Origin of the sequence: Tsuneonella troitsensis (assembly GCF_001441535.1) — a bacterium.
Classification (GTDB): Bacteria; Pseudomonadota; Alphaproteobacteria; order Sphingomonadales; family Sphingomonadaceae; genus Tsuneonella; species Tsuneonella troitsensis.
This window is the reverse complement of sequence record NZ_LMAU01000002.1, coordinates 591,272-617,029: the sequence shown is the minus strand read 5'-3', so window position 1 is coordinate 617,029 and position 25,758 is coordinate 591,272. Positions and strand designations below refer to the sequence as shown.

Below are 25,758 nucleotides of genomic sequence, written 5' to 3'. Positions count from 1 at the left end.
CCCATCTTTCCGGGACCCCTCACGGGCGTTCCGGTTTCGCCGCCTTTAGACGGGTGGCCACACACGTAAAGCGGAAGTGAAGAACCGATGTTCGCAGTAGTGCGTACGGGCGGCAAACAATACCGGGTTGCCGCCGGAGACAAGATCGCGGTCGAGAAGCTGGCGGGTGACGCCGGCGACACGATCACGCTGGGCGACGTTCTCCTCGCCGGCGAAGGCGACAAGATCGCCGACGCGGCCAAGACCGTCGTCTCGGCAGAGATCATCGCCCAGGCGAAGAGCGAAAAGGTCATCGTCTTCAAGAAGCGCCGCCGGCACAACTATCGTCGCAAGGCGGGTCACCGCCAGCAGATGACTCTGCTGCGCATCGTTTCGGTCGGCGACAGCAAGGCCGAGAAGAAGGCCGCGCCGAAGGCGGACGCCGCTCCGAAGACGGAAGCTCCGAAGGCGGAAGCTGCTCCCAAGGCCGAAGCGCCGAAGAAGGAAGCCGCCGCTCCGAAGAAGGCTGCGGCGCCCAAGGCCAACGCGAAGCCCGCTGCCGACAAGAAGGCCCCGGCCAAGAAGCCGGCCGCCAAGAAGACCGACAAGTAAGAAGGTAGGACGAAACAATGGCACATAAAAAAGCAGGCGGTTCGTCCCGCAACGGCCGCGACAGCGCGGGCCGTCGCCTCGGCGTCAAGAAGTTCGGCAGCCAGGAAGTGATTCCGGGCAACATCATCGTGCGCCAGCGGGGGACGAAGTTCTACCCGGGCAGCGGCGTCGGCATGGGCAAGGATCACACCCTGTTCGCGCTCGTCGAAGGTCGCGTGCGATTCCACGCCGGCAAACTCGGTCGCAAGTACGTCTCGGTCGACATGCAGGCGATGGCCGCGGAATAATCGGACGACCCGAAAAAGGGGCCGTCCTCTGGATGGTCCCCCGCCGGAGGTAAAATCCGGCACGAAGAGGGAGATGGGGCCATCCTGAGAAATCAGGGGGCCCGTCTCCCTCTTGTCGTATCTCCCTCACCGATCGTCGACCCGAAGGGGCGGCGCAACGAGAGTGTCACGCGCCGCGGCTAGCGGGCGGACAAAGAGGAGATGGCACGTGTTTCATCGGACGGAGAGGCTGTTCCTGCGGCCCGCTTGGCCCGAAGACTGGGAAGCGGTTCTGGGCGGAATCGCGGACGAGGGCGTGGTGATGAACCTCGCCCGCGCGCCCTGGCCCTATGGACCCGAAGAGGCGCGCGAATTCGTCTCGCGGGGGCAGGACCTGTGCTGCCCCAGTTTCCTGCTCGTGCGGCCCGACACCGGCAAGGCTATCGGGTGTGCAGGTCTGGGCCGCGACGGCGAAGACTTCGAGATCGGCTACTGGATCGCGCGGCCGTTCTGGGGACAGGGCTTCGCGACCGAGGCCGGCCGGGGCGTGATCGAGATTGCGCGCCTGCTCGGCCACCGCCGTCTGAGCGCGGGGCACTTTGTCGACAACCCCGCGTCGGGGCGCGTGCTCCGCAAGCTGGGCTTCGTGCCGACCGGCAAGGTGCGTGCACGGCATAGCTGCGCGCGCGGTGCCGAGGTGCAGTCCGTGGAATACGCGCTCGATCTCGACGAGCAATCCGACCCGGTCATGCGAGCCGCATGAATCGAAAAGCGCCGCCCCGGCTGGACCGGAGCGGCGCTTCTTGGTTCCGCGACAGGGCGATCAGGACGGCAGCAGCGCGTCCGCGAATTCGCCCTCGTGCTTGCTGATGAGGTGGCGATCGTCCTCGTTCCAGGGATGGAAGCCGGGCAGGAAGAACGCCATCCACGGCAGGGCTATGCGCCGCAGGAAGCCGGGGCGGACGAGCAGGTATGCCCAGATCCGCGCGGTCACCTTCCAGCCGGTCGGGCCGTCCTGGGCCAGCAGGTCCTTCATGTCCTTCACGCGGTTGCCGATAAAGCGCTTGGTGACGATCAGCATGATCAGGCTCTTCACCTTCCAGCGCCGCCAGCGGCTCCAGTCGCGCGTGGCGTGCAGCCAAGTGTCGTAGGCGACGCCCTTGTGCTCGATCTCCTCGACCGAATGCCAGCGCCAGATGTCGCCCAGGTCGCCCTCGGCACCCTTCAGGTGCGCGGGGTTGGCGAGCAGTTCCTGGCCGAACATCGCGGTAAAGTGCTCCAGCGCCATCGTCGCCGCGAGATTGAGGTAGGCGGGGCGATCCTTGAGCAGCGCGAGCAGCTCCTCGACGCGGCGGTCGATGAACGCGATATCGTAGCCGCTGTCTTCGGCCAGCTTGTTGAGCACGATATGCTCACGCGTGTGGTTGATTTCCTGGCGGATGAACGCGCGGATCTCGCCGGCAAGCTTGGGATCGGCCCCGTCGCGGAAGGCGCGGACGGATTCGATGAAGAAGGCTTCGCCGCGCGGGAAGGTCGCGCTCAGCGCGTTGAACCATGCGGTGGCGATCGGGTCTCCGTTCAGCCACCAGCGCTTCGCCTTCTGGCCGCGAAGGAAGCGGCGGTCGCGGATCACGATCTCCAGATCGTCCGGCGTAGCGGTGGAACGAGCAGCGGGAGCGAGATCGAACTTGGCAGGAGCATTCATCGAATCAGGTCCTTTAACTGACATCAATGTAAGTACGGTCAACTGACATCAGTGTCAATAATGGCCTTCGACTTTGGCAGCTTGTTCCACGCGCCTCGGCGGACTAGTCGCAATGACGATGGCCACCCGCAAGCGCCTTAAGCCTGAAGAATCGCGTACGGCCGCTCTCGAGGCGGCGCGCCACCTCTTGATCGAGACAGGACCCCAGGCGGTCACGCTGAAAGCGGTGGCTGGGCGTATCGGGCGCACCCATGCGAACCTGCTCCACCATTTCGGCTCGGCATCGGGCCTGCAGAAGGCGCTGGCGCAGCACCTCGCCGAAACGGTCTGCGAGACGATCAAGGAAGCGGTCCGCGCGAGCCGGGCGGGGCTGGGTTCGCCGCGCGAAGTGGTCGACCTGACCTTCGACGCCTTCGACAAGGAAGGCGCGGGCGCACTGGCCAGCTGGATGCTGCTCACCGGCAACGAAGACGCGCTCGACCCGATCGTAGAGACGATTCACGAGCTGATCGACGAAATCGCGCCGGAGGAAGCCGACACCCACAGCGGCGTCCTGGCGCTGCACGAAACGACGCTGACCCTCGTGCTGCTGGCGCTCGGCAACGCGCTCATGGGCCCGGCGCTTGCGCGCTCCCTCGGCCTGCCCGAAGGAAGTGCGCGCGATCGTGCCGAACGACTATTGATCGGATCGCTCGCGCGCGATCCTGCACAAAGCTAGAGCGCCGGAACCTAGAAGGCGCCGGGCATCTCGCGCTGCGCTGCGGTGGGTTGTTCGGGCCTGATCGGCTCGCGGCGCTGACCGGTCGATTGAGTCCCGATACCACCGGACGATGCGATCGGCGTGCAGGTCCGGCCACCCAGGAAATCGAGTGCAGCCTTGATCGCCGCCTCCTGCGGATCTCCCAATTGCCGGAAGATGTCGTCGGGTGCCGCGCACGTGCGGGGGAAAACGCTGGCCAGGCCGGTGTAATAGTTGCCCTGGCCGTCGCGGTTCTCGGTCTGGAACGCGGTCACCCGCATCCGGTCGTCGCACTCCGCCCTGTCGAATGCGATTTGCCCGACCGGTTTTCCGAAAGTGTTGCCGCCGATAAGGGCCGTGTTCGTGCCCAGGTACGGAATGAACGCGTTTGCCACCAGTTCGCTTGCCGAAGCGGTGCCGGAATAGCCGATAAATGCTATCTTCGTCGCCGCGATGGCCTGGGTCTGGGCGGCGAAAGTCTTGGTCGTATTGTTTGCGGCCTTGCTGTCGCGGAACGTCGTCCGGCTGAACACCTGCCCGACCCGGTTGGCCGAGAGAAGGTCACCGAACAGTTCGGCGATGCGCACGAGCCCGCCGCCATTGTATCGCACGTCGACGATCACTTCCGTCACGCCTTGCGACTTGAAGTTGGCGAACGCCGCGCGGAGATCCGCATCCGCGGTATCGATAAAGGTGCGCAGGTTGATGTAGCCGACCAGCTTTCCGCCGTCGTTCAGCACCTTTGCGCCGTACCGGTTCGAAACCGGATCGAGCGCGAACTCGGTCTTGGCGACGGTAACTTCGCTAACGGTCCCGCCGTTGTTGATGCGCAGCACGCGCGAGACGCCCGCCGTGTTGGGGCCGAGCGCATTCACCACCGCCTGCGGTCCGCCCGAAGCCATCAGATTATTGACCGTCTGCAGGTTGCTCGAGCTCGTGCCGATTGCGACAATCTCGGTTCCGCGATCGATGCCCGCGGCAAGGGCGGGGGCATTCTCGAAGGCTTCGGCCACGAAAACGCGGTTCTGCGTCGTATCGTAAACGAGTCGAACGCCGAAGCCGGCGCTGGAGCCGGAATTGAAGAATGCGTTCTCCTCGGCAATCGAGGTGATGTAGGTGAAGAAGCGATCACGCGACTGCGCGCGGGCCGGCGCGACCAGCGCATCGATGTAGCCCTGGACGGTCGAATAGCTCGCCTTGTTGACCGAACTGTCGACGAGCGAAGGGAACAGGTACCACTCGTCGATGACCGCCTTCGCGAAATCCTGGCGTGCCGAAAGGGCGCAAGCGCTGGTGGTTGGCGTCGGAGTTGGCGAAGGCGTCGGCGTCGGCGTCGGAGCGTTGCCGAAATTTCCGCCGCCACTGCTGCCCCCGCCCCCGCAAGAGGCAAGGGAGGCTGCGAGGACTATCGAGAGCGAAGTGCGACCCATGCTCATGGTGAAATACCTTCCTGATCCATCGATTATGCTTCTATTCGGCCCGATCCCCACCACGACCGTATCAGTGCAAAATGCCGTTGCAACGGCACTTGGGCAAACGAATCTTGCCGACAACGCCCAATAATTCGGCGATTTAGGCCGAAATACCTCTCGCGCCTGTCGAAAACTCGGCTCCCGGGGCCTTGCGCCCTCGCAGTAAGGCGGTGGAGCGCCTAGGATCGCCTCCATAGCCAAGCAGGAAAGGACCACTAATCATGGCTGGCAAGAATAACGCTCTGCAGAAGCCCGTGAACCTGACGGGAGACCTGGAATCCGTCGTCGGCAAGGGTCCGATGACCCGTGCACAGGTCACCTCCAAGGTGTGGGACTACATCAAGAAGAACGGCCTTCAGGATTCGAAGGATAAGCGCATGATCAATCCCGACGCCACCCTGGGCAAGGTGATCGGCAGCGAACAGATTTCGATGTTCAAGATGACCGGTGCCGTTTCCAAGCACATGAGCTGATCCTTCGGGATCACTTGCCTGCTGGGCGGGCGAACGGCCAGTCGGTCGCTTCGCCCGCCCACAGCGCCAGCCATATCAGCACCGGCTGAAAGGCAAGCCGGGAAATGTGGTAACCTAGCCCCAGGCCGCCATCCGCTCGGTCCATGTCCAGCACCATATGCTGGAAGTTGGCGGGCCAGACGCACAGCGCATAGAGTGCCAGCCCGATACCGGCCGCTCGCCGAAGCTCGGGCCACCGCGATTGCAGCAGCCCTGCCGCTCCCGCCAGTTCGGCGATCCCGGTCGCCGCCACAACGCTTTCCGGCATCGGAACCCACGCGGGCGTTATAGTGAGAAATGGCGCGGGTGCCGCGAGATGGAAATACCCGGCGACCGCATAGAAGATGGCAAGCAGCCAGCGGAAACCGGTCCGGATCATGCTGGAAACAATTGGATCGCGTTTTGCCGCATCGCCAGCCCCTAACGCACGCGATCGTTTCCGCACAGGGTCAGATTGACATTGCCTCTTACGGATGGAGCATGGCTCTCGTCCGAAAATGAATTTGCAGCCCAATGGCAAGGCGATACGTAGTCTTGCCAAAACGGTGATCGCGGTCGCGTTCGCCCTAAATCCAGGAGCCGATCGATGCGATTGACCGTTCTTGCGCTCGGTGCGCTTTGCCTCGCTACCACTGCAACCGCGCAAACCCCGGAGCAGACCGCCGAAGCCGCACTCAAGGCGACGCCGGTCTGGGACGGACACAACGACCTGCCCGAGCAGCTCCGCAGCCGATATCGCAACATGATCGCCGGCTTCGATTTCGCCGACACCACCGACACCGCCGAGCCTGCGAAGAACATCGGGGCAATGCACACGGACCTGGCGCGTATCGCGCAGGGTCGTCTCGGCGCGCAGTTCTGGTCGGTCTACATCAGCGCCAACCTGACCGAGCAGCAGGCCGTGCAGGCCACTCTGGAACAGATCGACGTGATGAAGCGGATCATCGCCCGGCATCCCGACAGGCTCGAACTGGTCACCACCGCCGACGGCGCGGAGCGTGCCATGAAGGCGGGAAGGGTGGCATCGCTCATCGGCATGGAAGGGGGGCACTCGATCGGCTCGAGCCTCGCGGTGCTGCGCCAGATGCACGCGCTTGGTGCGCGATACATGACGCTGACGCACTCGAAGAACACTCCCTGGGCCGACAGTGCGACCGACGTGCCCGCCCACGGCGGCCTGACCGACTTCGGCAAGGACGTCATCCGCGAAATGAACCGGCTCGGCATGCTCGTCGACCTGAGCCACGTCAGCGAAGACGCGATGAACGACACGCTGGACCTCACAGAAGTGCCGGTGATGTTCAGCCACTCGGGTGCGCGCGCGGTCAACGGCCACGCCCGCAACGTGCCCGACGGCGTGCTGACCCGCCTCAAGTCGAACGGCGGCATCGTAATGGTCGTGGGCTATCCCGACTTTCTCAGCGAGAAGCGGCGCCAGTGGGGCGCGTCGCAAGCTGCCGAGAAAGCGCGGCTGGAATCGCTGTGGCGGGGCAACCCGCAGGCGGTCGTCGCGGGCATGGAAGCATGGCGCAGCGCGAATCCCGAAGTGCTCGCCACCGTGTCGGATTGGGCCGACCACATCGACCACGTCCGCAAGGTTGCGGGTGTCGATCACATCGGGATCGGCGGCGACTACGATGGGATGGAAACCGGCCCGGTCGGGGCGGAGGACGCCGCAGGCTATCCCGCGCTGTTTGCCGAGCTTGCGCGCCGCGGATATTCGCGGGCGGATCTGCAGAAGATCGCCGGCGGCAATATCGAGCGGGTGCTGCGGGCTGCCGAGGCCTATGCGACCGCGCACCGGACCGATCCGCCGATCGAGAATCCCACCGCTTTTTAGCGCCAGCAGCGCCGCCCGAAGCTCGGATCAACGCGAGGCGATTTCCGATCCGAGCTTCAAAACCTTCCCGCCGTCTTCCTGTTCGATCAGGTAGGCAGGATCCGCAGCCGTCCCGTTGCGGACGATCCTGGAGCCTTTGATCGTTCGCTGAACGCGCCGCTCGAACCGCTCCGCCACCTTGCCGTGCGCGGTTCCCTCGCCCCACTTCCAGGACACTTGCGCGCCCTTCCGGAACGAGCGACCGTCCGCCACGATTACTGCGCGTCGTTGACGGGATCGCCCGCAGGCGCGTCGCCCGGCGTCGCTGCGGGCTGGGGACCTTCCATCGCGGGCGCGATCGGCTCGCCGCGATCGACCTGTGCGTCCTGTTCAGCCGCGATCGTGTTGCTGACACTCGTTTCGCTATCCGGGCCGTCGTCCTGCACTGCGGCGCCGGTGACCCAGATGATCGTGAGGAAGCCCACTGCCAACAGGAGCCCGATAATCAGGACCCAGCGTACCACGCCTTCCTTCGAGCCGCCGCTCGCTTCGGTTTGGGTGGCGTGAACTTCGTCGCCGTGCTGGTGCATCGATGTGGCTCCCTTCCAGATGTCCTCGCACTACGAATAGCCCAAGCGCCGGTTCCTAGTCACGCAGAAGATCGTTGATCCCGGTCTTGGCGCGGGTTTGCGCGTCGACCGTCTTGACGATGACCGCGCAGTAGAGGCTGGGGCCGGGGCTGCCATCGGGCAAGGGCCTGCCGGGGAGCGAGCCGGGAACGACCACCGAATAGGGCGGCACCCGCCCAATATGGATTTCTCCGGTCTGGCGGTCGACGATCTTGGTGGAGGCGCCGATGAACACGCCCATCGACAGGACCGCTCCCTCGCAAACCCGCACGCCCTCGACGACTTCGGACCGGGCGCCGATGAAGCAGCCGTCTTCGATGACGACCGGCCCGGCCTGCAGCGGCTCCAGCACCCCGCCGATACCCACGCCGCCCGAAAGGTGGACGTGCTTGCCGATCTGGGCGCAGCTACCGACGGTGACCCAGGTATCGACCATCGATCCCTCGCCGACATAGGCACCGATGTTCACGAAGCTGGGCATGACGACCACGCCCTTGTCGATGAAGCTGCCGCGGCGCACCACCGCGCCGGGCACGACGCGGAAACCCGCTTCGCGGAAGCGATTGTCGCCCCAGCCGGTGAACTTCAACGGAACCTTGTCGTAGGCCGGCGCGCTGGCGCTGCCGCCTTCGATCACCGCATTGTCGGCCAGCCGGAAGCTGAGCAGCACCGCTTTCTTCAGCCATTCGTTGACGCGCCATCCGCCCGATCCGTCCGGCTCAGCGACGCGCGCCTTGCCGGTGTCGAGCAGTTCGAGGGTCGCCTCGACCGCCTCGCGAACTTCGGTGCTCGCCGGTGTAACCTCGGTCCGGCGCTCCCATGCGGCTTCGACGGCTGCTTGGAGATCGGCTGACATGGCATAAGGCTCCGGACTGGAATTGGCTGTGGAGGCGCTAGCGGCGCGTGGTTGGCGGAGCAAGCTGCCTTGACGTTTCGCACTGGTGCCGGTGTGCCGCGTTCAGGCAGTCTTCAACATCTTGGTGCAAGGTGCCCGGAAATTCGGGGACGCTGCGCACAGTGATGGAACGTCGAGAACGGACTGACTGGAAGATCGGCTGCGCGCTCGCCGCCCTCCTGGCCCTATCGGGCTGCGGCGGTGGCGGTGGAGGCGGCGGCGGCGGAGTGATCAGCACCCCGGCGCCGGTCCCCACGCCAACGCCAACTCCCACGCCCACTCCCACGCCCACGCCTCCTCCGGTTTCGCCTGCGTCGTTCGACACCGCGGAGTTCCGCCGGTCGGACGGGCCCGGCTACCACAACGCGCCGACCGCCTGGGCACAGGGCGCGACCGGCTCCGGGGTCAAGATCGCGGTGATCGATACCGGGATCGACACCGACAGTCCGGAATTTGCCGGCAGGATCGATCCGGCCAGCGCGGACGTCGCCGGCAACGGCACGGTCGAGGCGGTCGACGATCACGGCACGAACGTTGCGATGATCGCGGCGGCCGCACGTAACAATACCGGGATCGTGGGCATCGCCTACAATGCGACCATCGTCGCCCTGCGGGCAGATCGACCGGGCAGCTGCACGAACAACTCTCCGTCCACCACCGACGGCTGCGTATTTTCGGACCGCGATATCGCCGCTGGCGTCGATCGTGCGGTTTCGGCAGGCGCGACCGTGATCAATCTGTCCCTGGGCGGCTCTGCTCCAGGGTCGGCCCTGGTAGCCGCCGTCCAACGGGCCGCTGCAGCAGGTACCGTGGTGGTCGTCGCCGCGGGCAACGAAGGCGACGGCAGCGACGCGGACGTCGACCCGAACCAGCCCAATCCATTTGCCACCGGTGTTCGCAACGCTGGCGGCTCCAACGTCATCATCGCCGGCTCGGTGAACGACGCGGGACAGTTTTCCGCGTTCAGCAACAAGGCGGGATCGCAAGCGAGCTTTTACCTGTCCGCCCTCGGCGAGCGGGTGTGCTGCGTGTACGAGAACGGCGTTCTCAAGGTCGAGGAAACGCCGAGCGGCAGTTTCGTCACGGTCATTTCCGGCACCAGCTTTTCGGCACCGCAGATCGCGGGTGCGGTCGCGCTGCTGAAACAGGCGTTTCCCAATCTTTCGGGCACGCAGATCGTGGACATTCTGCTGTCCAGCGCGCGGGATGCGGGGGCAGCGGGAACCGATACCACCTACGGCCGGGGCATTCTCGATATCGCTGCGGCCTTTGCTCCGCGCGGCGCGACGACGCTGGCGGGTGGGGCGGTCTCGGTCCCGTTGAATGACGACACGGCGATTGCCTCGACCCCGATGGGAGACGCGCTTGCCGGCACATCGGTGCAGGCGATCATTCTCGATTCATACGGTCGCGCCTACGGAACCGATCTGGGCGGCAGAATGCAGCGTGCGGGCATCGCCCCGCGCTTGCACGGTGCCTTGGACGATGCTTCGCGCCGGGTCGACGTCCGGCCGTCCGAGGCCATGAGCCTTTCTTTCTCGATCGCCGATCGGGCTGTTGGCGGGAGCTTTGGGACAAGTCGGCTGCTTTTGAACCGCGCAGATGCAGAGGCCGCCCGCGTCCTGGCCGGCCGTGCGGCGCTGCGGCTTTCGCCCGGCCGCCAGGTGGCATTCGGGTTTCGCGAAAGTGCCGACGGTCTGGTCGCGCAACTACAGGGGCACGATCGTCCGGCCTTCCTGATCGCCGGCGAAGCGCGTGGCGATCTCGGCTTCACCAAGGGAGCCGACGCAGCTTTCGCATTTCGCCAGCAACTCGGTCCCTGGGGCGTGTCGGCGAGCGCGGAGCGCGGCGAGGCGTGGCTCGGTACGTTGCGGGTGGCCCACGGTGCGCTGGGCCGCCGCCGCGAAACGAAGGGTCTTTCGACCTTCGCCTTATCGGTCGACCGCAAGTTCGGCGCTTTCGAGACCGCGGTCGGGCTGAGCTGGCTCGACGAGGATCGCACCGTGCTTGGCTCCTATTTCCATGAGGCGCTGGGCGGGGGCGGAGCGCGGACGCTGTTCGCCGACGCCAGCGCCACCTGGCGGTTCTCCGACGACTGGCGTCTCGGCGGTGCGCTGCGGCAGGGCTGGACCCGTGCCGACCGCGTCGGGACGATCGGCGCGGGGTCGAATTTCGTCAGTCGATCCTGGTCGCTCAACGTCTCGCGCGAAGGCGTATTCGCTCGCGACGATAGTTTCGGAGTGCGCCTTTCGCAGCCTTTGCGGGTCGAAAGCGGCGGGCTCGCACTCAATCTGCCGGTCGGATACGACTACGCGACGTTGACGCCCACTTACGGGACGCGATTCGTTTCGCTGGCACCGGGCGGCAACGAGCTCGATGGAGAGATCGCGTGGGCCGGGCGGCTGTTCGGCGGTAGCGCCATGGCGAGCCTGTTTTATCGCCGCGACCCGGGGCACCTGGCAGCGACGCCCGACGACAAGGGCGTGGCGCTGCGCTGGTCGCGCGGGTTCTAGCGGGCGCCGGCTTTCTCGGCAAAGCTCCAGGCTCTCTGCGCCAGCGGATCGACCCGCGCGCTCATCGCCTTGGCGTGCGCCGAACTGGCGGTCCCGTCGATCACCCGCTTCTTGATGCCCTGCAGGATGCCTGCCAGCCGGAAGTGGTTGTAGGCGAAGTACCAGTTCATGTCGGGCACGTCGCTGCGCCCGGTCGCCGCGCAATAGCGTTCGACCACTTCGTCGAGCTCCGGGATGCCGAGGTCCGCACGATCGAGATCCATGACGCCTGATCGTCCGCCGTTTTCGGTAACCCAGGCCATGCAGAAATAGGTGAAGTCCGCCAACGGGTCGCCGAGCGTCGACAACTCCCAGTCGAGCACGGCGAGCACTTCGGCCCGGTCGTGCGCGAAGATCATGTTGTCGATGCGGTAATCGCCGTGGACCACGCTGGTGCGGGTCTGTTCGGGCAGGGTCGCCGGAAGATACTCGATCAGCTTTTCCATCGCGGGCATGTGCTCGGTCTCGGACAGCCGGTACTGCTTGGTCCAGCGGTCGACCTGCCGGCCGAAATAGTTGCCGGGCTTGCCGTAATCCTCGAGCCCGGCCTCGCTCAGATCCACGTTGTGGAGGGACGCCAGGGTGTCGGTCATCGCGAAATAGACCGCGCGGCGTTCATCCGCTGAAGCGCCCGGCATAGCGCCGTCCCAGATCGTGCGCCCGTCGACCATGTCCATGACGTAGAACCACGAGCCGACCACATCGTCGTCGGTGCACAGCCCGTATTGCCGCGCGACAGGGAAGCCGGCCTTGTGGAGGCCCGATTGGACCTTGAACTCGCGGTCGACCGCGTGTGCGCTCGGCAGCAGCTTGCCGAACGGCTTGCGGCGCAGGACGTAGTTCTTCGTCGGCGTGGACAGCTTGTAGGTCGGGTTCGATTGCCCGCCCTTGAACTTGCCCTGGGTCAGCGGTCCGCGGAAGCCCTCGACGTTGGCCTCCATCCATGCCGTGAGCTTGGCCTCGTCGAGCCGATCGGCCTCGGACGGTTCGATCGTGCCGGTGAAAGCTGCCTGGGCGTCCTGGACTGCGGGCTGATCGCTCATTGGTCGAACACGATCACGCTGCGCGCACTGTCGCCGCCCTTCATCTTCTCGAACCCTTCGTTGATCGCCGATAGCGGTATCCGCTCGGCGATGATCGTGTCGAGATCCAGCAGCCCGCGCATGTAGAAATCGACGAGGCGCGGCAGATCGACCGGGAAGCGGTTCATGCCCATGATCGCCCCCTGCAGCTTCTTGCCGCCGAGCAGGTCGAGCGCGCCGAGGCCCACCTTGCAGTCGAGCGGCATCATGCCGAGGATCGTGGCGGTCCCGCCGCGGCGCAGGACCTTACAGGCGAGATCGGCCGAAGCCTGCCGCCCGACCGCCTCGATCGCGTGATGGACGCCGCCCTTCGACAGCTCGATGACCTGCTGCGCGGCATCTTCGGCGAGTGCGTCGACGGTGTGGGTTGCGCCGAGCACCTTGGCGAGTTCGCACTTGGAGGCGATCGGATCGCAGGCGATGATCTGGCCGGCGCCGGCGATCTTGGCCGCGTTGATCGCCGCAAGGCCCACGCCGCCGCACCCGATCACCGCCACCGTTTCGCCCGGCACCAGCTTGCAGGCATTGAAAATCGTCCCCGCGCCCGTCGTCACCGCGCAGCCTATCACGGCGGCCCGATCGAGCGGCATTTCGGGATCGATCCGCACGCAGGCGTGCTCGTGAATCAGCATCTGTTCGGCGAACGCCGACAGGTTGAGCATCTGGGCGACCGGACTCCCGTCGGGGCGCGACAGCCGGGCCGGATCGCCTTGCGCCCGCCGCGTATCGGCACCCAGGCACAGCGCCATCCGGCCGGTGACGCAGAATTCGCAATGGCCGCAGAATGCGCTGAGGCAGGACACCACATGGTCGCCCGGTTTCACGGTGCGGACCTCGCTGCCCACAGCCTCGACCACACCCGCCGCCTCGTGTCCCGGCACCGCGGGGAGGGCGTGGGGATAGGTGCCTTCGATGAAGTGCAGGTCCGAATGGCACAGGCCGCACGCCGCGGTGCGGATCAGCACCTCGTGCGGACCGGGCTTGGCAATGGAAATGTCCTCGACCTGCAACGGCTGGTTCGGGGCGACAAGTACGGCGGCTTTCATTCTTCTCTCCGGTACCCCTCCCGTGTTCGGGACAGGTCAGTATCTTGGCTAGTGCTTCACCCCCGACCCCTCCCGCAAGCGGGAGGGGTGGCGTCGATTTATCGCGTAGCTGCCATGTCGCCGGAGCTGAATTCAGCATCTCCGGAAGCGCTGATATTCGGCGCATGGCGAGCGAATTCCATCCGGGCGATGGCGCGCGCGTGCACCTCGTCCGGACCGTCCGCCAACCGCAGGGTACGCTGGTGAGCATAGGCGTTGGCCAAGCCGAAGTCGTCGCTGACGCCGGCCGCACCATGCGCTTGGATGGCATCGTCGATGATCTTGAGCGCCATGTTCGGCGCCTGCACCTTGATCATCGCGATCTCCTGCGCGGCCGCCTTGTTGCCGACCTTGTCCATCATGTCGGCCGCCTTGAGGCAGAGCAGGCGCGTCATGTCGATGTCGATCCGCGCGCGCGCGATCCGCTCTTCCCACACGGAATGCTGGTAGATCGGCTTGCCGAACGCTTCGCGCGTCTGGAGGCGGCGGCACATCTTGGCGAGTGCTTCCTCGGCGACGCCGATCGTGCGCATGCAGTGGTGGATGCGGCCCGGCCCGAGGCGGCCCTGCGCGATCTCGAAGCCGCGCCCTTCGCCCAGGATCATGTTCGAAACTGGCACGCGAACGTTGTTGAGCACGATTTCCATGTGGCCGTGCGGCGAATCGTCATAGCCGAATACCGGCAGGAACCGCTTGATCTCGACGCCCTCTGCATCGAGCGGGACGAGCACCTGCGATTGCTGCTGGTGACGCTTGGCCTCGAAGTCGGTCTTGCCCATGCAGATCGCGATCTTGCACCGAGGGTCGCCCGCGCCGCTCGACCACCACTTGCGTCCGTTGATGACGTAATGATCCCCGTCGCGCACGATGCGGGTTTCGATGTTGGTGGCATCCGAACTGGCGACGGCTGGCTCTGTCATCAGGAAGGCTGAGCGGATTTCACCCTCCATCAGCGGCTTGAGCCATTCGTCCTTCTGCTCGCGCGTGCCGTAGCGGTGGAACACCTCCATGTTGCCGGTATCGGGGGCAGAGCAATTGAACACCTCGCTCGCCCAGCCAACGCGGCCCATTTCCTCGGCGCAAAGCGCATATTCGAGGTTGGTGAGGCCCGGACCGTCGAATTCGAAAGTGTCGTCTACATGTGGGCGGCCCGCCTGGGGGGGCATGAACAGGTTCCAGATGCCCTGCGCCTTGGCCCGCGCCTTTTCTTCCTCGACCACGGGATTGACGCCCCAGCGATCCTTCGCATGAGCCGCCTTGTACTCGTCGTTGCGCGGGCGAACGTGGCTGTCAATGAAATGGCGCACACGGTCTCGCCAGTGCTTCTGCCGTTCGGTGGGTTCGAAATCCATGGCGGTTACGTCCTTCCTTGCAATCGATGTTGTGGTGACAGAGCGGGGCTGGCTAGCCAAGCCCCGATGGTGATTGAGCCGCCAACCCGTTCTCGCGAGCGGCTAGCGTGGCGATGCGGCTGTTGTGATCGTCCTCGCCCAGTGGGTAGCGCAGGAACATTGTGATCGCGGCGGTGACGAATAACGCCGTCAATATGACGAAGACGAGGATGAGCCGGTCGATCACCGCAGGGTCGACCGCTCCCGGGACGGCGTTCTGCGGAAAGCCGACCATTGTGATCAGGCTGCCTGCGGCGAAAGTGCCGATACCCGTCACGCACTTCTGCATGAACAGGTTGCCCGCGAAAAACAGGCCTTCCTCCCGATATCCGGTGCGCATTTCGGAGTCCTCGATGACGTCGGCCAGCATCGAGCCTGTCAGGATCATGGGGCAGATGCCCAAGCCGGTCGCGGCCGTCACGAATGCGAAGAACAGCGGAATGGTGAGAGGATCGCCATTTTCCGGAAATATGCCGAGGAGTCTCAGCACGTAGGGGGCCATACCGACGAGTACGGCAAGTCCCGCCGTCAGCGCTGCGCCATGCTTCTTGCCGAACCGCCGGGAAACGACCGGCGCTGCCAGAAATGCAAACACGACCCCGACCAGCAGCGTAACCGGCCAAGCCGAAAACGCCCACGCAGGGAATTCCCAGACGTATCCCTGCATGTAGGTGCTCGTCGCGAAGTTCAGTCCCTGGTTCGCGTAGGCGAAGACCCCGGCGGCCATGAGTGTCAGGAAAGCGCGGTTCCGAAGGGTGCCAAAGATTGCCCTCAACTCCGCTTTCAAGGGCTTCCGCTCGGGCAGTTTCGCTGGCGGTCGCGCCATTCGCTTGTGGGTGCCGATCGCCGCTATCAGGATCGCGACAACCATAATGGCCGCTCCGGTCAAGGCATAGGCGTCGTATCCCTCGCGCCGCAGCAGTCCTGCGGGCTGGTCAGCGGTGGGGGCAAGGAAAACCGCGTAGGCAAGCCATAACAGCGCCAGGCCACCGATCCATCCGAACAGGAAGCGGTACCGCAGCACGTCGGTCCGCTCGCGATAATCGCGCGTCAGTTCCGGCAGCAGCGCGATCGAGGGCACCTCGCTCATTGCGATTGCCGAGCGTACCAGAATGGCCGAACCGATGAGGTACAGCAGCACCAGGGTCTGGTTTTCGAGGGCCGGTGGATGCCAGAGCAGGAACCACGACAACGCCACGGGAATGACCGAAGCGTAGAGCCAGGGGTGTCGCCGACCCCAACGGGTGTCGGTGCGGTCCGACAGATGGCCGATGACCGGGTCGATAAACGCATCGATGATCAGCGCGATCATCACCGCAAGCCCGACGAGATTGGCGGGCAGGCCGATGACCTGGTTGTAGAAGATCAGAAGGAATACGGAAAAACCGTTGTCTTTGACCCCATAGGCCATCGCGCCCATGCCGTAGGCGAGCTTGATGCGCACGGGCACGCGGGTCAATTTCCGCGCCTCCTGAACTGCCCTTTCGGGACAGGGGTATTGTCGAATCGCATACCTCTCCCCGAGGAAACTCGTAAGCCGGGTATGGTAGAGCCGGGCACAGGCGCGTCAACGTCGACGCGCTGACGCTACGGCAAGGCGTAATGCCCAATCGGGCCTTGCCCCGGGTCGCGAATCGGCCTTAACGTAAGCGTCAAGAAGAGGAGACTCCCGATGGCCGATCTTGACGCCTTCCGCTCGGAAACCCGCGCTTGGCTCGAAGCGAACTGCCCCCCCGAAATGCGCGAACCCGTGCAGAGCGAGGAGGACGTCTATTGGGGCGGCCGCCGCGCCACGTTCAAAAGCGACGCGCAGAAGGCCTGGTTCGAGGCGTGCCGCGACAAGGGCTATACCGTTCCCTCGTGGCCGAAGGAATACGGCGGCGCCGGCCTGTCGCCTGCCGAGGCCAAGGTCCTACGCGAGGAAATGGCGCGCATTTCCGCCCGTCCGCCGCTGTCGAGCTTCGGCATCTGGATGCTCGGCCCCGCGCTGCTGCACTTCGGTACCGAGGGGCAGAAGAAGCACTTCCTCAACCAGATCGCCCGCGGCGAAATCCGCTGGTGTCAGGGCTACAGCGAGCCGGGCAGCGGATCCGACCTCGTCTCCCTGCAGACCTTCGGCGACGACCAGGGCGACCACTGGGTCGTCAACGGCCAGAAGATCTGGACAAGCTACGCCGACAAGGCGGACTGGATCTTCTGCCTCGTCCGCACAGACAAGGCGAACAAGTATCAGGGCATCACCTTCATGCTGTTCGACATGGAATCGGCTGGCGTCTCGACCAAGCCGATCCTGCTGATCAGCGGCAACAGCCCGTTCTGCGAGACGTTCTTCGACGACGTGAAGGTGCCCAAGTCGTACGGTGAGGGCATCCCGGCGCAGGTCGGCGAGGTCAATCGCGGGTGGGATGTCGCCAAGTATCTGCTGGGCCACGAGCGCGAGATGATCTCGGGCGCGGACGGCGGTGCGCGCACCAGCGCGATCGGCGCGGCGATGAAGCGCGCTTCCGGGGAACTCGATCCCCTCCTGCGCGCCGAACTGGCGATGTTCGATGTCGACGCGCTGGCATATGCCGCCATGGGCGAAAAGTTCCTCGACGAGATCAAGGTCGGCAAGGCGCACCCCGCGCAGCCCAACATGATGAAGTACGCCGGAACCGAGCTTAACAAGCGCCGCCACGAAATGTTCATGGCCGCCGGCGGCTCGACCGCGCTGGAGTGGGACAGCGAGGAAACCCGCGGCGGCGCAAGGGCGCGCGAATGGCTGCGGACCAAGGCCAACTCGATCGAAGGCGGCACCAGCGAAGTCATGCTGAACGTCGTCGCCAAACGCATTCTCGACCTGCCCGGAGCCTGAGCCGATGCCGCTGTATCATAACGAAGACCAGGCAATGCTGGCCGAGACCGCAGCCCAGTTCATGGGCGAGGAAGGCGCGATCGGCAAACAGCTGCGTCACTGGCGCGACCGCGAGTGCAAGGACGGTTTCGGGCACGCGCTGTGGAAGCAGATGGCCGAGATGGGCTTCACCGGCCTGCTCGTGCCCGAGGCGGACGGCGGACTCGGCATGGGTCATGTCGAGGCCGGGATCGTGCTCGAGGAGATCGGCCGCAACCTCACACCCTCGCCGTTCCTGACCAGTTCGGTCATGGCGGCCAGCGCACTGGCGCACGCCAGCGACGAGGCGAGGGGGCGCTGGCTCCCCGGCCTCGTGTCGGGCGACAGCGTGTTCGCGGTGGCGATCGACGAAGGGGCCAAGCACCGCCCCGAACGGATTGCCACGCGCGCCGAACGGTCGGGCAACGGTTTCCGGCTGACCGGCAAGAAGGACTTCGTGGTCCACGGCGCCAGCGCCGACATGATCGTCGTCGCCGCCCGCACCGCCGGAGCGGACAGCGACGAGGACGGGGTGACCCTGTTCGCGGTGCCCCGGGATGCCGCCGGCCTTGGCCACAACTCGGTCCGGCTGGTCGACAGTTCGATGGCCAGCCAACTGACGCTCGACGGGGTGGAACTCGACGGCGATGCGGTGATCGGCGAAGTCGACGGCGGCCGCGCGGTTCTCGACAAGGTGCTTGACGCAGGCCGCGTCGGCGCGGCGGCCGAAGGCGTCGGCGTTGCGCGCGGGGCGATGGACATGACGGTCGATTACCTCAAACAGCGCAAGCAGTTCGGCAAGCTGATCGGCGAATTCCAGTCGCTTCAGCACCGCGCCGCGCACCTCTATTCCGAAGTTGAGATTGCCCGCGCGGCGACGATCAAGGCGCAGCAGTTGCTCGATGGAGGCAGCGAACACGCCAGCCTGATGGCCTCGGTCGCCAAGGCCAAGGTCGGCAAGGCTGCCGGTCTTTCGGTGAAGGAAGGCGTGCAGATGCACGGCGGCATCGGCATGACCGACGAATACGACATCGGCCTCTACATGAAGCGCGACCGCGCGCTCGCGGAGTTCATGGGCGACGTGTACTACCACGCCGACCGCGTCGCGCGGCTGAGCGGGTATTGATTCAGGCTCCCCTCCCGCTTGCGGGAGGGGTTGGGGGTGGGAGTGGGCCGTGAGGCCCACCCCGCTGCGACTAGGCAGGCAAGCTGCCAAGTCTCGCTCCCCTCCCGCAGGCGGGAGGGGCGACAGGAGAGAGAAATGACCCTCGAAGAGATGTTCGGCCTCAAGGGCCGCGTGGCACTGGTAACCGGCGGCAGCCGCGGAATCGGACGGATGATCGTCGAGGGCTTCCTCGCGGCCGGAATCGACCGCGTCTACATCACCGCGCGCAAGGGCGGGGAATTGCACGAAGCGGCAGCGGAGCTCGGCGACAAGGTCATCCCGATCCAGGGCGATATATCGACCATGGCCGGAATCGAGGAACTGGTTCGCGAGATTTCCGCGAAGGAAAGCAAGCTCGACATCCTCGTCAACAATGCCGGCGCGGCGTGGGGCAACGACTTCGAGGATTTCCCCGAAGAGGGCTGGGACAAGGTCATGGACCTCAATGTCAAGACGCCGTTCTTCCTGACCCAGAAGCTGCACGGTCTGCTCAAGGCCGCGGCGAGCCAGGCGCACCCGGCCAAGGTGATAAACATCACCTCGGTCGACGGGCAGCGGGTCAACCCGTGGGAGACCTACAGCTACCAGGCGTCGAAGGCCGCGCTGATACACCTGACCCGGCGGATGGCCGCGCGGCTGGTGAAGGATCACATTTACGTCACCTCGCTGGCGCCGGGCGCGTTCCCTTCGAACATGAACAAGGCCGCGCGCGATCACGCCGATCGTTCGGCGGCGGGCATTCCCAACAAGCGTGTGGGCGACAAGTGGGACATGGGCGGCACCGCCGTCTATCTCGCGAGCCGCGCGGGCGATTACACCGTCGGCGAAACGGTCACGGTCGACGGCGGGATCGTCAACGCGCACCTGCCGACGCACTTCGCCGAGCCTGCCTGAGCGGAGTGACACGGGCCGCCGTATGCGGCTTCCTGTGTCACGCTTTCGGTCTGTTTTTTCAAACCCGGTCACCATGTGCCCGGGTCGCCTCGCTCGACCCTTGCCGCGATCGCTTTCGTGCGGCGCAAGTATTCCAGAAGCGCGGAATTGTCGGCTTTTTTGCGGATCGCGGTGATGCGCCCGCAGTGGATCACGGGTGCGACCAGCCCTTGCTCGAACCGGCGGTTGAGTTCTCCAAGCGTGACTTTCCGCTTTGCGGGCCCGGCGGCATTTACGTGTCCACGACCGGGCGGCGTGAGAACGCGGTCCCACTGATGCGCGAAGCTGTCTGCCCCATCGCGCCTGCGCAGCCGATGCGCGCTTTCGCGCGTCATGCCCACGGCGCGCGCGGCTGCCGCGACCGATCCGGTCAAGTAAAGCTGGGCGAGAAACGCGCACTGCCGCACCACCGTCCACCCGTCGCGCCGCGCGCGGAGCGGCACCGGATGAAAAAACCCCGGCTTGCGGCGGATGCGATGCGCGGGCTGCGGCATCCGCGAGGGTAGGGCACAGTAGATCGTCTGTAGGAAAGTGGTTTCGCGGGCGAGGTGGGAAACCTGTCGGCGATCGGCAGGTTTTCAGGAAACGATCCTGAGCGATTGATTGTCCGCAATCAGGGTGGGAAGCGGAGATCGGCCGAGTCCACCCCGAGCGGCGATTGCTGGGCAGATTGCGCAACTACAGGTTCCATGCGACGAGAACCGAAAGCAGCCGTTCGGTCGGGCAATCAAGATCGGCAGATCATGACCCGATACGGTCGTCCACGATTGCAAAATCGAACGTCTGGGTCCGCCTGTCCAGCGAGGGACGAAAAACCTTATCCAGGGATGTGAATCCCGCAAAGCTTGTTGCCGTCGGGATCGCGGACATAAGTCAGGTGTATCGTACCCATCGCGGATTCTCGCGGGCCAGGAGCGTCTTCGATCGACGTTCCGCCGTTGGCTACAGCTACATCATGAAATTGCTGAACTTGCTCGGGCGAATTGCACGAGAAAGCGACGGTGCTCCCGTTCGCCACGGTGGCAGGTTCATCGTTGATCGGCTGGGTGACGATGAAGTTGGTTCCGCCCTGGTTCGGGTAGAAGAGGCGCGTATGTCCGCTTCCCGCAATGTTAATCATCGGCTCTGGCACCCCCAGAACACCCAAGACCGCGTCGTAGAACCGCCGCGATCGCTCGATGTCATTGGAGCCTATCATCGTGTGGAACAGCAATTTCTCTCTCCCTATCGTTACGAGGACGCTTGTGGAGGCGGTGCGGGATCGGAGCAAGCCGCGAGTTGCGCTCTCAGCCGATTTCAGGCGATTGGCCAGCGAGCCGCACTGGTCGTTTAGAGGGCGCAATGTGGACGAATTTCGAAGCTTCGCCCGATGTCTGCTTTGGGGTCGTTTGCCGACAGTCCGCTTTCGCACCCCACGGCACGAAAGCGGACACTCTCATCGGCATCAATCCATGAGTTGCTGCATCAGGTAGACGTACTGGTACGCCTGCAGCTTGGCGCGCTGTGCGTTGTCGACTCCGCCCGAGTGGCCGCCGGTCATGTCTTCATAATAGTAATAGGGCTGGCCGTTGGCGCTCATCCGGGCGGCGGCCTTGCGGGCGTGGGCCGGGTGGGTGCGGTCGTCGGCCGTGCTGGCCCAGTAGAACGGGGTCGGGAATTCCTTGCCCTTCACCAGCTTCTGGTAGGGCGAGTATCCCTCGATCCAGGCGCGCTGTTCGGGGATCCGCGGGTCGCCGTATTCGCCGACCCACGATGCTCCGCGGCCGATCAGGTGCAGGCGCAGCATGTCGAACAGCGGGATCGCCACGATCGCCGCGTTGAACAGGTCGGGCCGCTGGGTGAACGCCGTTCCCACGAGCAGGCCGCCCTGGCTGCCGCCCTGGATGCCGAGCCGCTTCGGGTTGGTCAGGCCGCGCTTCACCACGTCGTCGCCGATGGCGATGAAATCGTCCCAGGTGCGCTGCTTGTTCGCGCCCATCGCGGTCTGGTGCCATTCGGGCCCGAACTCGCCGCCGCCGCGCATGTTGCCCAGCACGTATGCGCCGCCCTTTTCGAGCCACAGCTTGCCGAGCGTGCCCGAATAGCCGGGAAGCTGCGGCACCTGGAACCCGCCGTAGCCGTAAAGCAGCGTCGGCGTGTTCCCGTCGAGCTTCACGCCGTCCTTGGCGACGACGAAGTAGGGGATCTTGGTCCCGTCCTTGCTGGTCGCTTCGAACTGCGAGATCTTGAGGCCGGTGGCGTCGAACCGTTCGGGGCTGGTCTTGAGCACGGCGGGCGCGCCCGTTCCGTTCGAATACCAGAGCTGCGAAGGCGAAAGGAAGTCGGTGGAGGAGAACATCACCTCGCCCGTCGTGTCCGACGCCGCTGCGATGCCGACGGTGGCGTTCTGCGGCAGGGCGACGGGCGTGGAGGTCCACTTGCCGCCGTCGAAATTGAACCGCAGCACCCGCCCGCGCACGTTGTCCAGCAGGCTCACATAGAGCGCATCCTTGGTGATCGCGCTCCCCTGGGATGTCTGCTTCGGTCCCGGTGCCCACACCAGCGTCTTGGCGGCCTTGTCGGGATTCGCCTTGAATTCCGCCAGGTCGGCCGAAAGGATCGAGTCCGGTGCATAGACCGTGTTTCCGATCCGCCATTCCTCGTTCGTGCTGAACAGGATGCGGCCATCGACGATCCCGCCGAAGCTCGCCTTCTTCGGCATGTCGAGCTTCAGCCATTCGCCATTGTGCCAGACGAAGTTCTCGCTCTCGAAGAACGAGACGCCCCGGCGTGCCCCGCGGCCGTGGATCGTGCCTTCCGAATCGCGGATCAGGTAGGCGCCCGAAGAGACGTCCTTCGCATCGCCGCGGAAGATTGCCGGCGCGTCGGCCAGCGGCGTGCCGCGCTTCCATTCGCGGGTGGTGAAGGGATAGAAGCTCTCGGTCACGGTGCCGCCGCCGAAATCGCGGCTGACGAGCAGGGTGTCGGCATCGACCCACTGCGCACCGCCCTGGCTTTCAGGCAGGAAGAAACCGTCCTTTACGAAACTGCGAGTGGTCACGTCGAACTCGCGCAGTTCGGTCGCGTCCTTGCCGCCGTCCGACAGGGCGACGAGGCACCGCGTCTCGGCGGGCGGCAGGCAGGTCATGCCCTTGTACACCCACTCGCGCCCCTCGGCCTTGGCCAGCGCGTCGATGTCGAGGATGGTTTCCCAGGTGGGGTTGTCGCTGCGATAGCTATCGAGCGTGGTCACTCGGACCAGCCCGCGCGGGTTGGTCGCATCCTGCCAGAAGTTGGTGAGCCCATAAGGGGTGAATGACACGCCCGGGATGCGGTCCTTGGCATCGAGGATCGTCAGCGCCTCTGCCTGCAGCTGGGCGAAACGCGGATCCTTTCCGAGCGTCTGCTCGACCCGCTCGTTCTGCGCGCGGACCCAGGACAGCGCTTCTTCGCTGCGCGCCTCCTCGAGCCAGATGAACGGATCGTCTTGCGCGGCCTGTGCGTCACCGGCGGGCGCGGGCGCAGGGGTAGCGGTCTGGGCGAAAGCGGGCGTGGCAACGGTCATCGCAACGGCGATGGCAAAAGTGGATACAAGCTTCAACGGTGATCTCCCCGGGGTCAGGGGGCGTACCCTAACGGATTGATCGCGAAAGCAAAGACCTCGGCGCTTAATTTGGCGGTCCGGTCAGCCGCCCATCAGTTCGCGCACGAAATCGATCAGGCCCGTCTGGCGGCGGCGCTTGATCCGCTCGGTCTGGAGAATTCCGCAGACCGACGTGAAGCACGCGTCGACCTCGTCGTTGATAACGACGTAGTCGTAGGCATCCCAGTGGCTGATTTCCGCGCGCGCCCGCTCCATGCGCGCCTCGATCACCTGCGCGCTGTCCTGGGCGCGGTGCTCGAGCCGGCGACGCAGTTCCTCGATGCTAGGGGGCAGGATGAAGACCGGGACCACGTCCTGCTTGTCCTTCTGGATAAGCTGCTGGGTGCCCTGCCAGTCGATATCGAACAGGAAGTCCTGCCCGTCCTTCAGGCCGGAGCGGATATGCCCCTTGGGCGTGCCGTAGCGGTGGCCGAAGACGTGCGCCCACTCGTAGAAATCGTCTTCTTCGACCATGCGATCGAAATCGGCATCGGTGCAGAAGTGATAGTGCACCCCGTCGATTTCACCCGGACGCGGCGGGCGAGTGGTGACGCTGACCGAAAGCTTGAGCGTCGGCTCCGCTGCCAGGAGCATGCGGCTGATCGTGGTCTTGCCCGCGCCCGACGGCGAGGAGAGCACGAACATGAGCCCGCGGCGCTTGAAGGCGGGGGATTGGATGTCGGACGTGGCCATGCGCGCTCTTGCGCCGGGCGGCCCCGTCGAATCAAGCCTTGCGCTTCAATCCTTCGCCATCTTCTTTAGCGAACGGTCGCCGCTGCGCCGGGCGGTGCGCTTCGACTGGCTGCGATCGAACAGGGTCTTGGCGACTAGCCCCGTCCCTACGAGCAGCGCGCCCGGCAGCGATCTGGTGGCATATCGGGCGAGGACCGATGTCACCATCGTATGCATCAGCGAGCGATTCTCGACGATCGCCTTCGCCCCGTCGCCGCCATAGCGACCCCGCAGCAATCCCTTCTCGACAGTGTGCCGCACGAGCCGACCACCGGCGCGGATGGCGATGTCCTGGATGATGAGATTGGTCGCGGGGTTGCTGCTGGGGCCGGGGACTTCGCTCGACTTGCCCGTCATGGCAGAGACTGCCTTGCCGCCCGCGTCGGATATCCCGCCGCCTGCCTCGGGCTTTTCCTGATACGGTATCCTGCGATTGGTTGGCTTCTTCGCCACGCCGCCCCCTTTTTGTAGCGGCAATGGCCGCCGGGTTATTTCTTGCGACCGAAATCGACCGTTACGACGTTCGATCCGTCGTCGCTTTCGGTAACGGCCGGGTGAGGGCCGCGTTCCCCTGGCTCGCCCGATCCGTCGTTCTCGGCATGATCGTGCGCCTCGGGCGCCATGTCGGCCACGGTTGCCTGGAACTGAAGGCCAAAATCAACCGCCGGATCGACGAAGGCGGTGATCGCGCCGAACGGAATCTCGAGCTTTGCGGGTATCTGGTTGAACGTGAGTCCGACGCTGAAGCCGTCCTCGTCGACCTTCAGGTCCCAGAACTTGTTCTGCAGGACGATCGTCATCTCGTCGGTGAATCTTTCGCGCAGGTGCGACGGGATTTGCACCCCCGGCGCACCGGTCTTGAAGGTGATGTAGAAGTGGTGGCTGCCGGGAAGGGTTCCGCCGCCCGCTTCGACCTCTCCGAGCACGCGGCCCACCACTGCGCGCAGGGCCTCCTGCACGATTTCGTCGTAAGGGATCAGGCTGTCGGGCGTCTCGTCGGTCATCGCCGGCACAGGTGGCGGCGCCGCGCCGTCCGGTCAAGCCGGAAAGCGGCGGCACGAATGCTTGCACCCGGCCCATCGGCGCGTATAGGCCGCAGCCCATGCGCACCGGCCGGATCGAACGAAAGACCACCGAAACGTCCATCGAGGTCGAGGTCGATCTTGACGGGACCGGCACCTATGTCGTGTCGACCGGGATCGGGTTCCTGGATCACATGGTCGAGCAGTTCAGCCGCCATTCGCTGATCGACGTGACGATGAGGGTCGTCGGCGACCTTCACGTCGATCAGCACCATACGACCGAGGACAGCGCGATCGCGCTCGGACAGGCGCTCGCCCAGGCACTCGGGGACAAGGGCGGCATCGGCCGGTACGGTCAGGCCTATTCGCCGATGGACGAGACCCTCTCGCGCGTCGCGCTCGACATTTCGGGTCGGCCCTACCTCGTCTGGCGCGCCGGTTTCAGCCAGGAAAAGCTGGGCGAGTGGGATACCGAGCTGATCGAGCACTGGTTCCATTCGGTCGCGCAGGCCTGCGGCATTACGCTTCACGTCGAGCTGCTGTACGGCACCAACAACCACCACATATGCGAAAGCATCTACAAGGGCTTCGCGCGGGCTATGCGCCACGCGGTCGAACTCGATCCGCGCAAGGGCGGGGCGGTGCCGAGCACCAAGGGCCAGCTGGGCGGCTGA

General features: G+C 65.1%; 27 protein-coding genes. 11 read left to right on the top strand and 16 right to left on the bottom strand.

The features are described 5' to 3' along the window. The first annotated feature begins 87 nt into the window (after positions 1-87). The 3 genes from rplU to AR323_RS06640 all read left to right on the top strand — a co-directional run bounded on the left by rplU (position 88) and on the right by AR323_RS06640 (position 1,620). Positions 88-591 (top strand): 50S ribosomal protein L21, encoded by a 504-nt coding sequence (gene rplU, locus AR323_RS06650; protein ID WP_057883139.1) that lies wholly within the window; start codon positions 88-90, stop codon positions 589-591. Between the two features lie 17 nt (positions 592-608). After that, the gene (rpmA, locus tag AR323_RS06645; RefSeq protein WP_057883138.1) at positions 609-878 is read left to right on the top strand and encodes a 50S ribosomal protein L27; all 270 of its coding nucleotides are present in this window, start codon (positions 609-611) and stop codon (positions 876-878) included. A 208-nt stretch (positions 879-1,086) separates the two neighbouring features. Next, positions 1,087-1,620 carry a GNAT family N-acetyltransferase gene (locus AR323_RS06640; RefSeq protein WP_057883137.1) on the top strand — a complete coding sequence of 178 codons (534 nt, stop codon included), beginning with the start codon at positions 1,087-1,089 and terminating at the stop codon, positions 1,618-1,620. A 60-nt stretch (positions 1,621-1,680) separates the two neighbouring features. Here the strand turns inward: AR323_RS06640 and AR323_RS06635 are convergent, their stop codons facing one another. Continuing rightward, positions 1,681-2,562 (bottom strand): metal-dependent hydrolase, encoded by an 882-nt coding sequence (locus AR323_RS06635; protein ID WP_057883136.1) that lies wholly within the window; start codon positions 2,560-2,562, stop codon positions 1,681-1,683. Between the two features lie 118 nt (positions 2,563-2,680). Here AR323_RS06635 and AR323_RS06630 point away from each other — a divergent pair, with 118 nt between their 5' ends. After that, positions 2,681-3,280 (top strand): TetR/AcrR family transcriptional regulator, encoded by a 600-nt coding sequence (locus AR323_RS06630; RefSeq protein ID WP_057883215.1) that lies wholly within the window; start codon positions 2,681-2,683, stop codon positions 3,278-3,280. Positions 3,281-3,291: 11 nt separating this feature from the next. Here the strand turns inward: AR323_RS06630 and AR323_RS06625 are convergent, their stop codons facing one another. Beyond that, entirely contained in the window at positions 3,292-4,737 is a 1,446-nt protein-coding gene (locus tag AR323_RS06625) for a S41 family peptidase (protein ID WP_057883135.1), read from the bottom strand. Positions 4,738-4,994: 257 nt separating this feature from the next. On the opposite strand from AR323_RS06625, the gene AR323_RS06620 reads away from it, so the two are divergent. Beyond that, positions 4,995-5,246, top strand: coding sequence for an SWIB/MDM2 domain-containing protein (locus AR323_RS06620; protein ID WP_057883134.1), 252 nt, complete (start codon positions 4,995-4,997; stop codon positions 5,244-5,246). 10 nt (positions 5,247-5,256) lie between these two features. On the opposite strand, the gene AR323_RS06615 is transcribed toward AR323_RS06620, so the two are convergent. Continuing rightward, positions 5,257-5,664 (bottom strand): DoxX family protein, encoded by a 408-nt coding sequence (locus AR323_RS06615; RefSeq protein WP_057883133.1) that lies wholly within the window; start codon positions 5,662-5,664, stop codon positions 5,257-5,259. A gap of 207 nt (positions 5,665-5,871) precedes the next feature. On the opposite strand from AR323_RS06615, the gene AR323_RS06610 reads away from it, so the two are divergent. Next, positions 5,872-7,125, top strand: a complete 1,254-nt coding sequence (locus AR323_RS06610) for a dipeptidase (RefSeq protein ID WP_057883132.1) — start codon at positions 5,872-5,874, stop codon at positions 7,123-7,125. Positions 7,126-7,152: 27 nt separating this feature from the next. Here AR323_RS06610 and AR323_RS06605 read toward each other — a convergent pair whose 3' ends face one another. Genes AR323_RS06605 through dapD form a run of 3 tightly spaced genes read right to left on the bottom strand, consistent with a single transcriptional unit; the run spans position 7,153 to position 8,589 of the window. Further along, on the bottom strand, positions 7,153-7,341 hold the full coding sequence (locus tag AR323_RS06605) for a hypervirulence associated TUDOR domain-containing protein (protein WP_235510475.1): 189 nt from the start codon (positions 7,339-7,341) through the stop codon (positions 7,153-7,155). A 38-nt stretch (positions 7,342-7,379) separates the two neighbouring features. Then, positions 7,380-7,694 carry a hypothetical protein gene (locus AR323_RS06600; protein WP_057883130.1) on the bottom strand — a complete coding sequence of 105 codons (315 nt, stop codon included), beginning with the start codon at positions 7,692-7,694 and terminating at the stop codon, positions 7,380-7,382. A gap of 55 nt (positions 7,695-7,749) precedes the next feature. Beyond that, positions 7,750-8,589: a 2,3,4,5-tetrahydropyridine-2,6-dicarboxylate N-succinyltransferase gene (dapD, locus tag AR323_RS06595; protein WP_057883129.1), complete on the bottom strand. Its 840-nt coding sequence runs from the start codon at positions 8,587-8,589 to the stop codon at positions 7,750-7,752. A 164-nt stretch (positions 8,590-8,753) separates the two neighbouring features. Between dapD and AR323_RS06590 the strand changes: the two genes are divergently transcribed. Continuing rightward, the gene (locus AR323_RS06590; protein ID WP_057883128.1) at positions 8,754-11,141 is read left to right on the top strand and encodes a S8 family peptidase; all 2,388 of its coding nucleotides are present in this window, start codon (positions 8,754-8,756) and stop codon (positions 11,139-11,141) included. Here AR323_RS06590 and AR323_RS06585 read toward each other — a convergent pair. From AR323_RS06585 to AR323_RS06570, 4 genes are all read right to left on the bottom strand, one after another. Beyond that, complete coding sequence (locus AR323_RS06585; protein ID WP_057883127.1) at positions 11,138-12,223, bottom strand: phosphotransferase family protein; 1,086 nt, start codon at positions 12,221-12,223, stop codon at positions 11,138-11,140. The genes AR323_RS06590 and AR323_RS06585 overlap by 4 nt on opposite strands. Beyond that, on the bottom strand, positions 12,220-13,308 hold the full coding sequence (locus AR323_RS06580; RefSeq protein ID WP_057883126.1) for a Zn-dependent alcohol dehydrogenase: 1,089 nt from the start codon (positions 13,306-13,308) through the stop codon (positions 12,220-12,222). The genes AR323_RS06585 and AR323_RS06580 overlap by 4 nt, the downstream gene beginning before the upstream one ends. 98 nt (positions 13,309-13,406) lie before the next feature. Further along, positions 13,407-14,699 carry an acyl-CoA dehydrogenase family protein gene (locus AR323_RS06575; protein ID WP_057883125.1) on the bottom strand — a complete coding sequence of 431 codons (1,293 nt, stop codon included), beginning with the start codon at positions 14,697-14,699 and terminating at the stop codon, positions 13,407-13,409. 52 nt (positions 14,700-14,751) lie between these two features. Then, complete coding sequence (locus tag AR323_RS06570; protein ID WP_235510486.1) at positions 14,752-16,188, bottom strand: MFS transporter; 1,437 nt, start codon at positions 16,186-16,188, stop codon at positions 14,752-14,754. Between the two features lie 222 nt (positions 16,189-16,410). Between AR323_RS06570 and AR323_RS06565 the strand changes: the two genes are divergently transcribed. The 3 genes from AR323_RS06565 to AR323_RS06555 all read left to right on the top strand — a co-directional run bounded on the left by AR323_RS06565 (position 16,411) and on the right by AR323_RS06555 (position 19,669). Continuing rightward, entirely contained in the window at positions 16,411-17,592 is a 1,182-nt protein-coding gene (locus AR323_RS06565; RefSeq protein WP_057883124.1) for an acyl-CoA dehydrogenase family protein, read from the top strand. A gap of 4 nt (positions 17,593-17,596) precedes the next feature. Further along, complete coding sequence (locus AR323_RS06560) at positions 17,597-18,736, top strand: acyl-CoA dehydrogenase family protein (protein ID WP_057883123.1); 1,140 nt, start codon at positions 17,597-17,599, stop codon at positions 18,734-18,736. A gap of 135 nt (positions 18,737-18,871) precedes the next feature. Then, positions 18,872-19,669 carry an SDR family NAD(P)-dependent oxidoreductase gene (locus AR323_RS06555; RefSeq protein WP_057883122.1) on the top strand — a complete coding sequence of 266 codons (798 nt, stop codon included), beginning with the start codon at positions 18,872-18,874 and terminating at the stop codon, positions 19,667-19,669. Between the two features lie 68 nt (positions 19,670-19,737). On the opposite strand, the gene AR323_RS06550 is transcribed toward AR323_RS06555, so the two are convergent. The 6 genes from AR323_RS06550 to AR323_RS06525 all read right to left on the bottom strand — a co-directional run bounded on the left by AR323_RS06550 (position 19,738) and on the right by AR323_RS06525 (position 25,066). Beyond that, on the bottom strand, positions 19,738-20,202 hold the full coding sequence (locus AR323_RS06550) for a hypothetical protein (protein WP_057883121.1): 465 nt from the start codon (positions 20,200-20,202) through the stop codon (positions 19,738-19,740). A gap of 323 nt (positions 20,203-20,525) precedes the next feature. After that, positions 20,526-20,921 carry a VOC family protein gene (locus AR323_RS06545; RefSeq protein ID WP_057883120.1) on the bottom strand — a complete coding sequence of 132 codons (396 nt, stop codon included), beginning with the start codon at positions 20,919-20,921 and terminating at the stop codon, positions 20,526-20,528. A 231-nt stretch (positions 20,922-21,152) separates the two neighbouring features. Further along, positions 21,153-23,252, bottom strand: coding sequence for a prolyl oligopeptidase family serine peptidase (locus AR323_RS06540; protein WP_083495262.1), 2,100 nt, complete (start codon positions 23,250-23,252; stop codon positions 21,153-21,155). Positions 23,253-23,372: 120 nt separating this feature from the next. Continuing rightward, the gene (gene gmk, locus AR323_RS06535; RefSeq protein WP_057883118.1) at positions 23,373-24,023 is read right to left on the bottom strand and encodes a guanylate kinase; all 651 of its coding nucleotides are present in this window, start codon (positions 24,021-24,023) and stop codon (positions 23,373-23,375) included. A 45-nt stretch (positions 24,024-24,068) separates the two neighbouring features. After that, positions 24,069-24,515, bottom strand: a complete 447-nt coding sequence (locus AR323_RS06530) for a hypothetical protein (RefSeq protein WP_057883117.1) — start codon at positions 24,513-24,515, stop codon at positions 24,069-24,071. A gap of 35 nt (positions 24,516-24,550) precedes the next feature. Further along, the gene (locus tag AR323_RS06525) at positions 24,551-25,066 is read right to left on the bottom strand and encodes an SspB family protein (protein WP_057883213.1); all 516 of its coding nucleotides are present in this window, start codon (positions 25,064-25,066) and stop codon (positions 24,551-24,553) included. Positions 25,067-25,164: 98 nt separating this feature from the next. Here AR323_RS06525 and hisB point away from each other — a divergent pair, with 98 nt between their 5' ends. Then, positions 25,165-25,758, top strand: coding sequence for an imidazoleglycerol-phosphate dehydratase HisB (hisB, locus tag AR323_RS06520; RefSeq protein ID WP_057883116.1), 594 nt, complete (start codon positions 25,165-25,167; stop codon positions 25,756-25,758).

What these genes read in the sequence shown, in the direction of transcription:
- rplU (WP_057883139.1), top strand. Translation starts at nt 88, where the DNA reads ATGTTCGCAGTAGTGCGTACGGGCGGCAAACAATACCGGGTTGCCGCC.
- rpmA (WP_057883138.1), top strand. Translation starts at nt 609, where the DNA reads ATGGCACATAAAAAAGCAGGCGGTTCGTCCCGCAACGGCCGCGACAGC.
- AR323_RS06635 (WP_057883136.1), bottom strand. Translation starts at nt 2,562, where the DNA reads ATGAATGCTCCTGCCAAGTTCGATCTCGCTCCCGCTGCTCGTTCCACC.
- AR323_RS06630 (WP_057883215.1), top strand. Translation starts at nt 2,681, where the DNA reads ATGGCCACCCGCAAGCGCCTTAAGCCTGAAGAATCGCGTACGGCCGCT.
- AR323_RS06625 (WP_057883135.1), bottom strand. Translation starts at nt 4,737, where the DNA reads ATGAGCATGGGTCGCACTTCGCTCTCGATAGTCCTCGCAGCCTCCCTT.
- AR323_RS06620 (WP_057883134.1), top strand. Translation starts at nt 4,995, where the DNA reads ATGGCTGGCAAGAATAACGCTCTGCAGAAGCCCGTGAACCTGACGGGA.
- AR323_RS06615 (WP_057883133.1), bottom strand. Translation starts at nt 5,664, where the DNA reads ATGATCCGGACCGGTTTCCGCTGGCTGCTTGCCATCTTCTATGCGGTC.
- AR323_RS06610 (WP_057883132.1), top strand. Translation starts at nt 5,872, where the DNA reads ATGCGATTGACCGTTCTTGCGCTCGGTGCGCTTTGCCTCGCTACCACT.
- AR323_RS06600 (WP_057883130.1), bottom strand. Translation starts at nt 7,694, where the DNA reads ATGCACCAGCACGGCGACGAAGTTCACGCCACCCAAACCGAAGCGAGC.
- dapD (WP_057883129.1), bottom strand. Translation starts at nt 8,589, where the DNA reads ATGTCAGCCGATCTCCAAGCAGCCGTCGAAGCCGCATGGGAGCGCCGG.
- AR323_RS06590 (WP_057883128.1), top strand. Translation starts at nt 8,754, where the DNA reads ATGGAACGTCGAGAACGGACTGACTGGAAGATCGGCTGCGCGCTCGCC.
- AR323_RS06585 (WP_057883127.1), bottom strand. Translation starts at nt 12,223, where the DNA reads ATGAGCGATCAGCCCGCAGTCCAGGACGCCCAGGCAGCTTTCACCGGC.
- AR323_RS06580 (WP_057883126.1), bottom strand. Translation starts at nt 13,308, where the DNA reads ATGAAAGCCGCCGTACTTGTCGCCCCGAACCAGCCGTTGCAGGTCGAG.
- AR323_RS06575 (WP_057883125.1), bottom strand. Translation starts at nt 14,699, where the DNA reads ATGGATTTCGAACCCACCGAACGGCAGAAGCACTGGCGAGACCGTGTG.
- AR323_RS06565 (WP_057883124.1), top strand. Translation starts at nt 16,411, where the DNA reads ATGGCCGATCTTGACGCCTTCCGCTCGGAAACCCGCGCTTGGCTCGAA.
- AR323_RS06560 (WP_057883123.1), top strand. Translation starts at nt 17,597, where the DNA reads ATGCCGCTGTATCATAACGAAGACCAGGCAATGCTGGCCGAGACCGCA.
- AR323_RS06555 (WP_057883122.1), top strand. Translation starts at nt 18,872, where the DNA reads ATGACCCTCGAAGAGATGTTCGGCCTCAAGGGCCGCGTGGCACTGGTA.
- AR323_RS06550 (WP_057883121.1), bottom strand. Translation starts at nt 20,202, where the DNA reads ATGCCGCAGCCCGCGCATCGCATCCGCCGCAAGCCGGGGTTTTTTCAT.
- AR323_RS06540 (WP_083495262.1), bottom strand. Translation starts at nt 23,252, where the DNA reads ATGACCGTTGCCACGCCCGCTTTCGCCCAGACCGCTACCCCTGCGCCC.
- gmk (WP_057883118.1), bottom strand. Translation starts at nt 24,023, where the DNA reads ATGGCCACGTCCGACATCCAATCCCCCGCCTTCAAGCGCCGCGGGCTC.
- AR323_RS06525 (WP_057883213.1), bottom strand. Translation starts at nt 25,066, where the DNA reads ATGACCGACGAGACGCCCGACAGCCTGATCCCTTACGACGAAATCGTG.
- hisB (WP_057883116.1), top strand. Translation starts at nt 25,165, where the DNA reads ATGCGCACCGGCCGGATCGAACGAAAGACCACCGAAACGTCCATCGAG.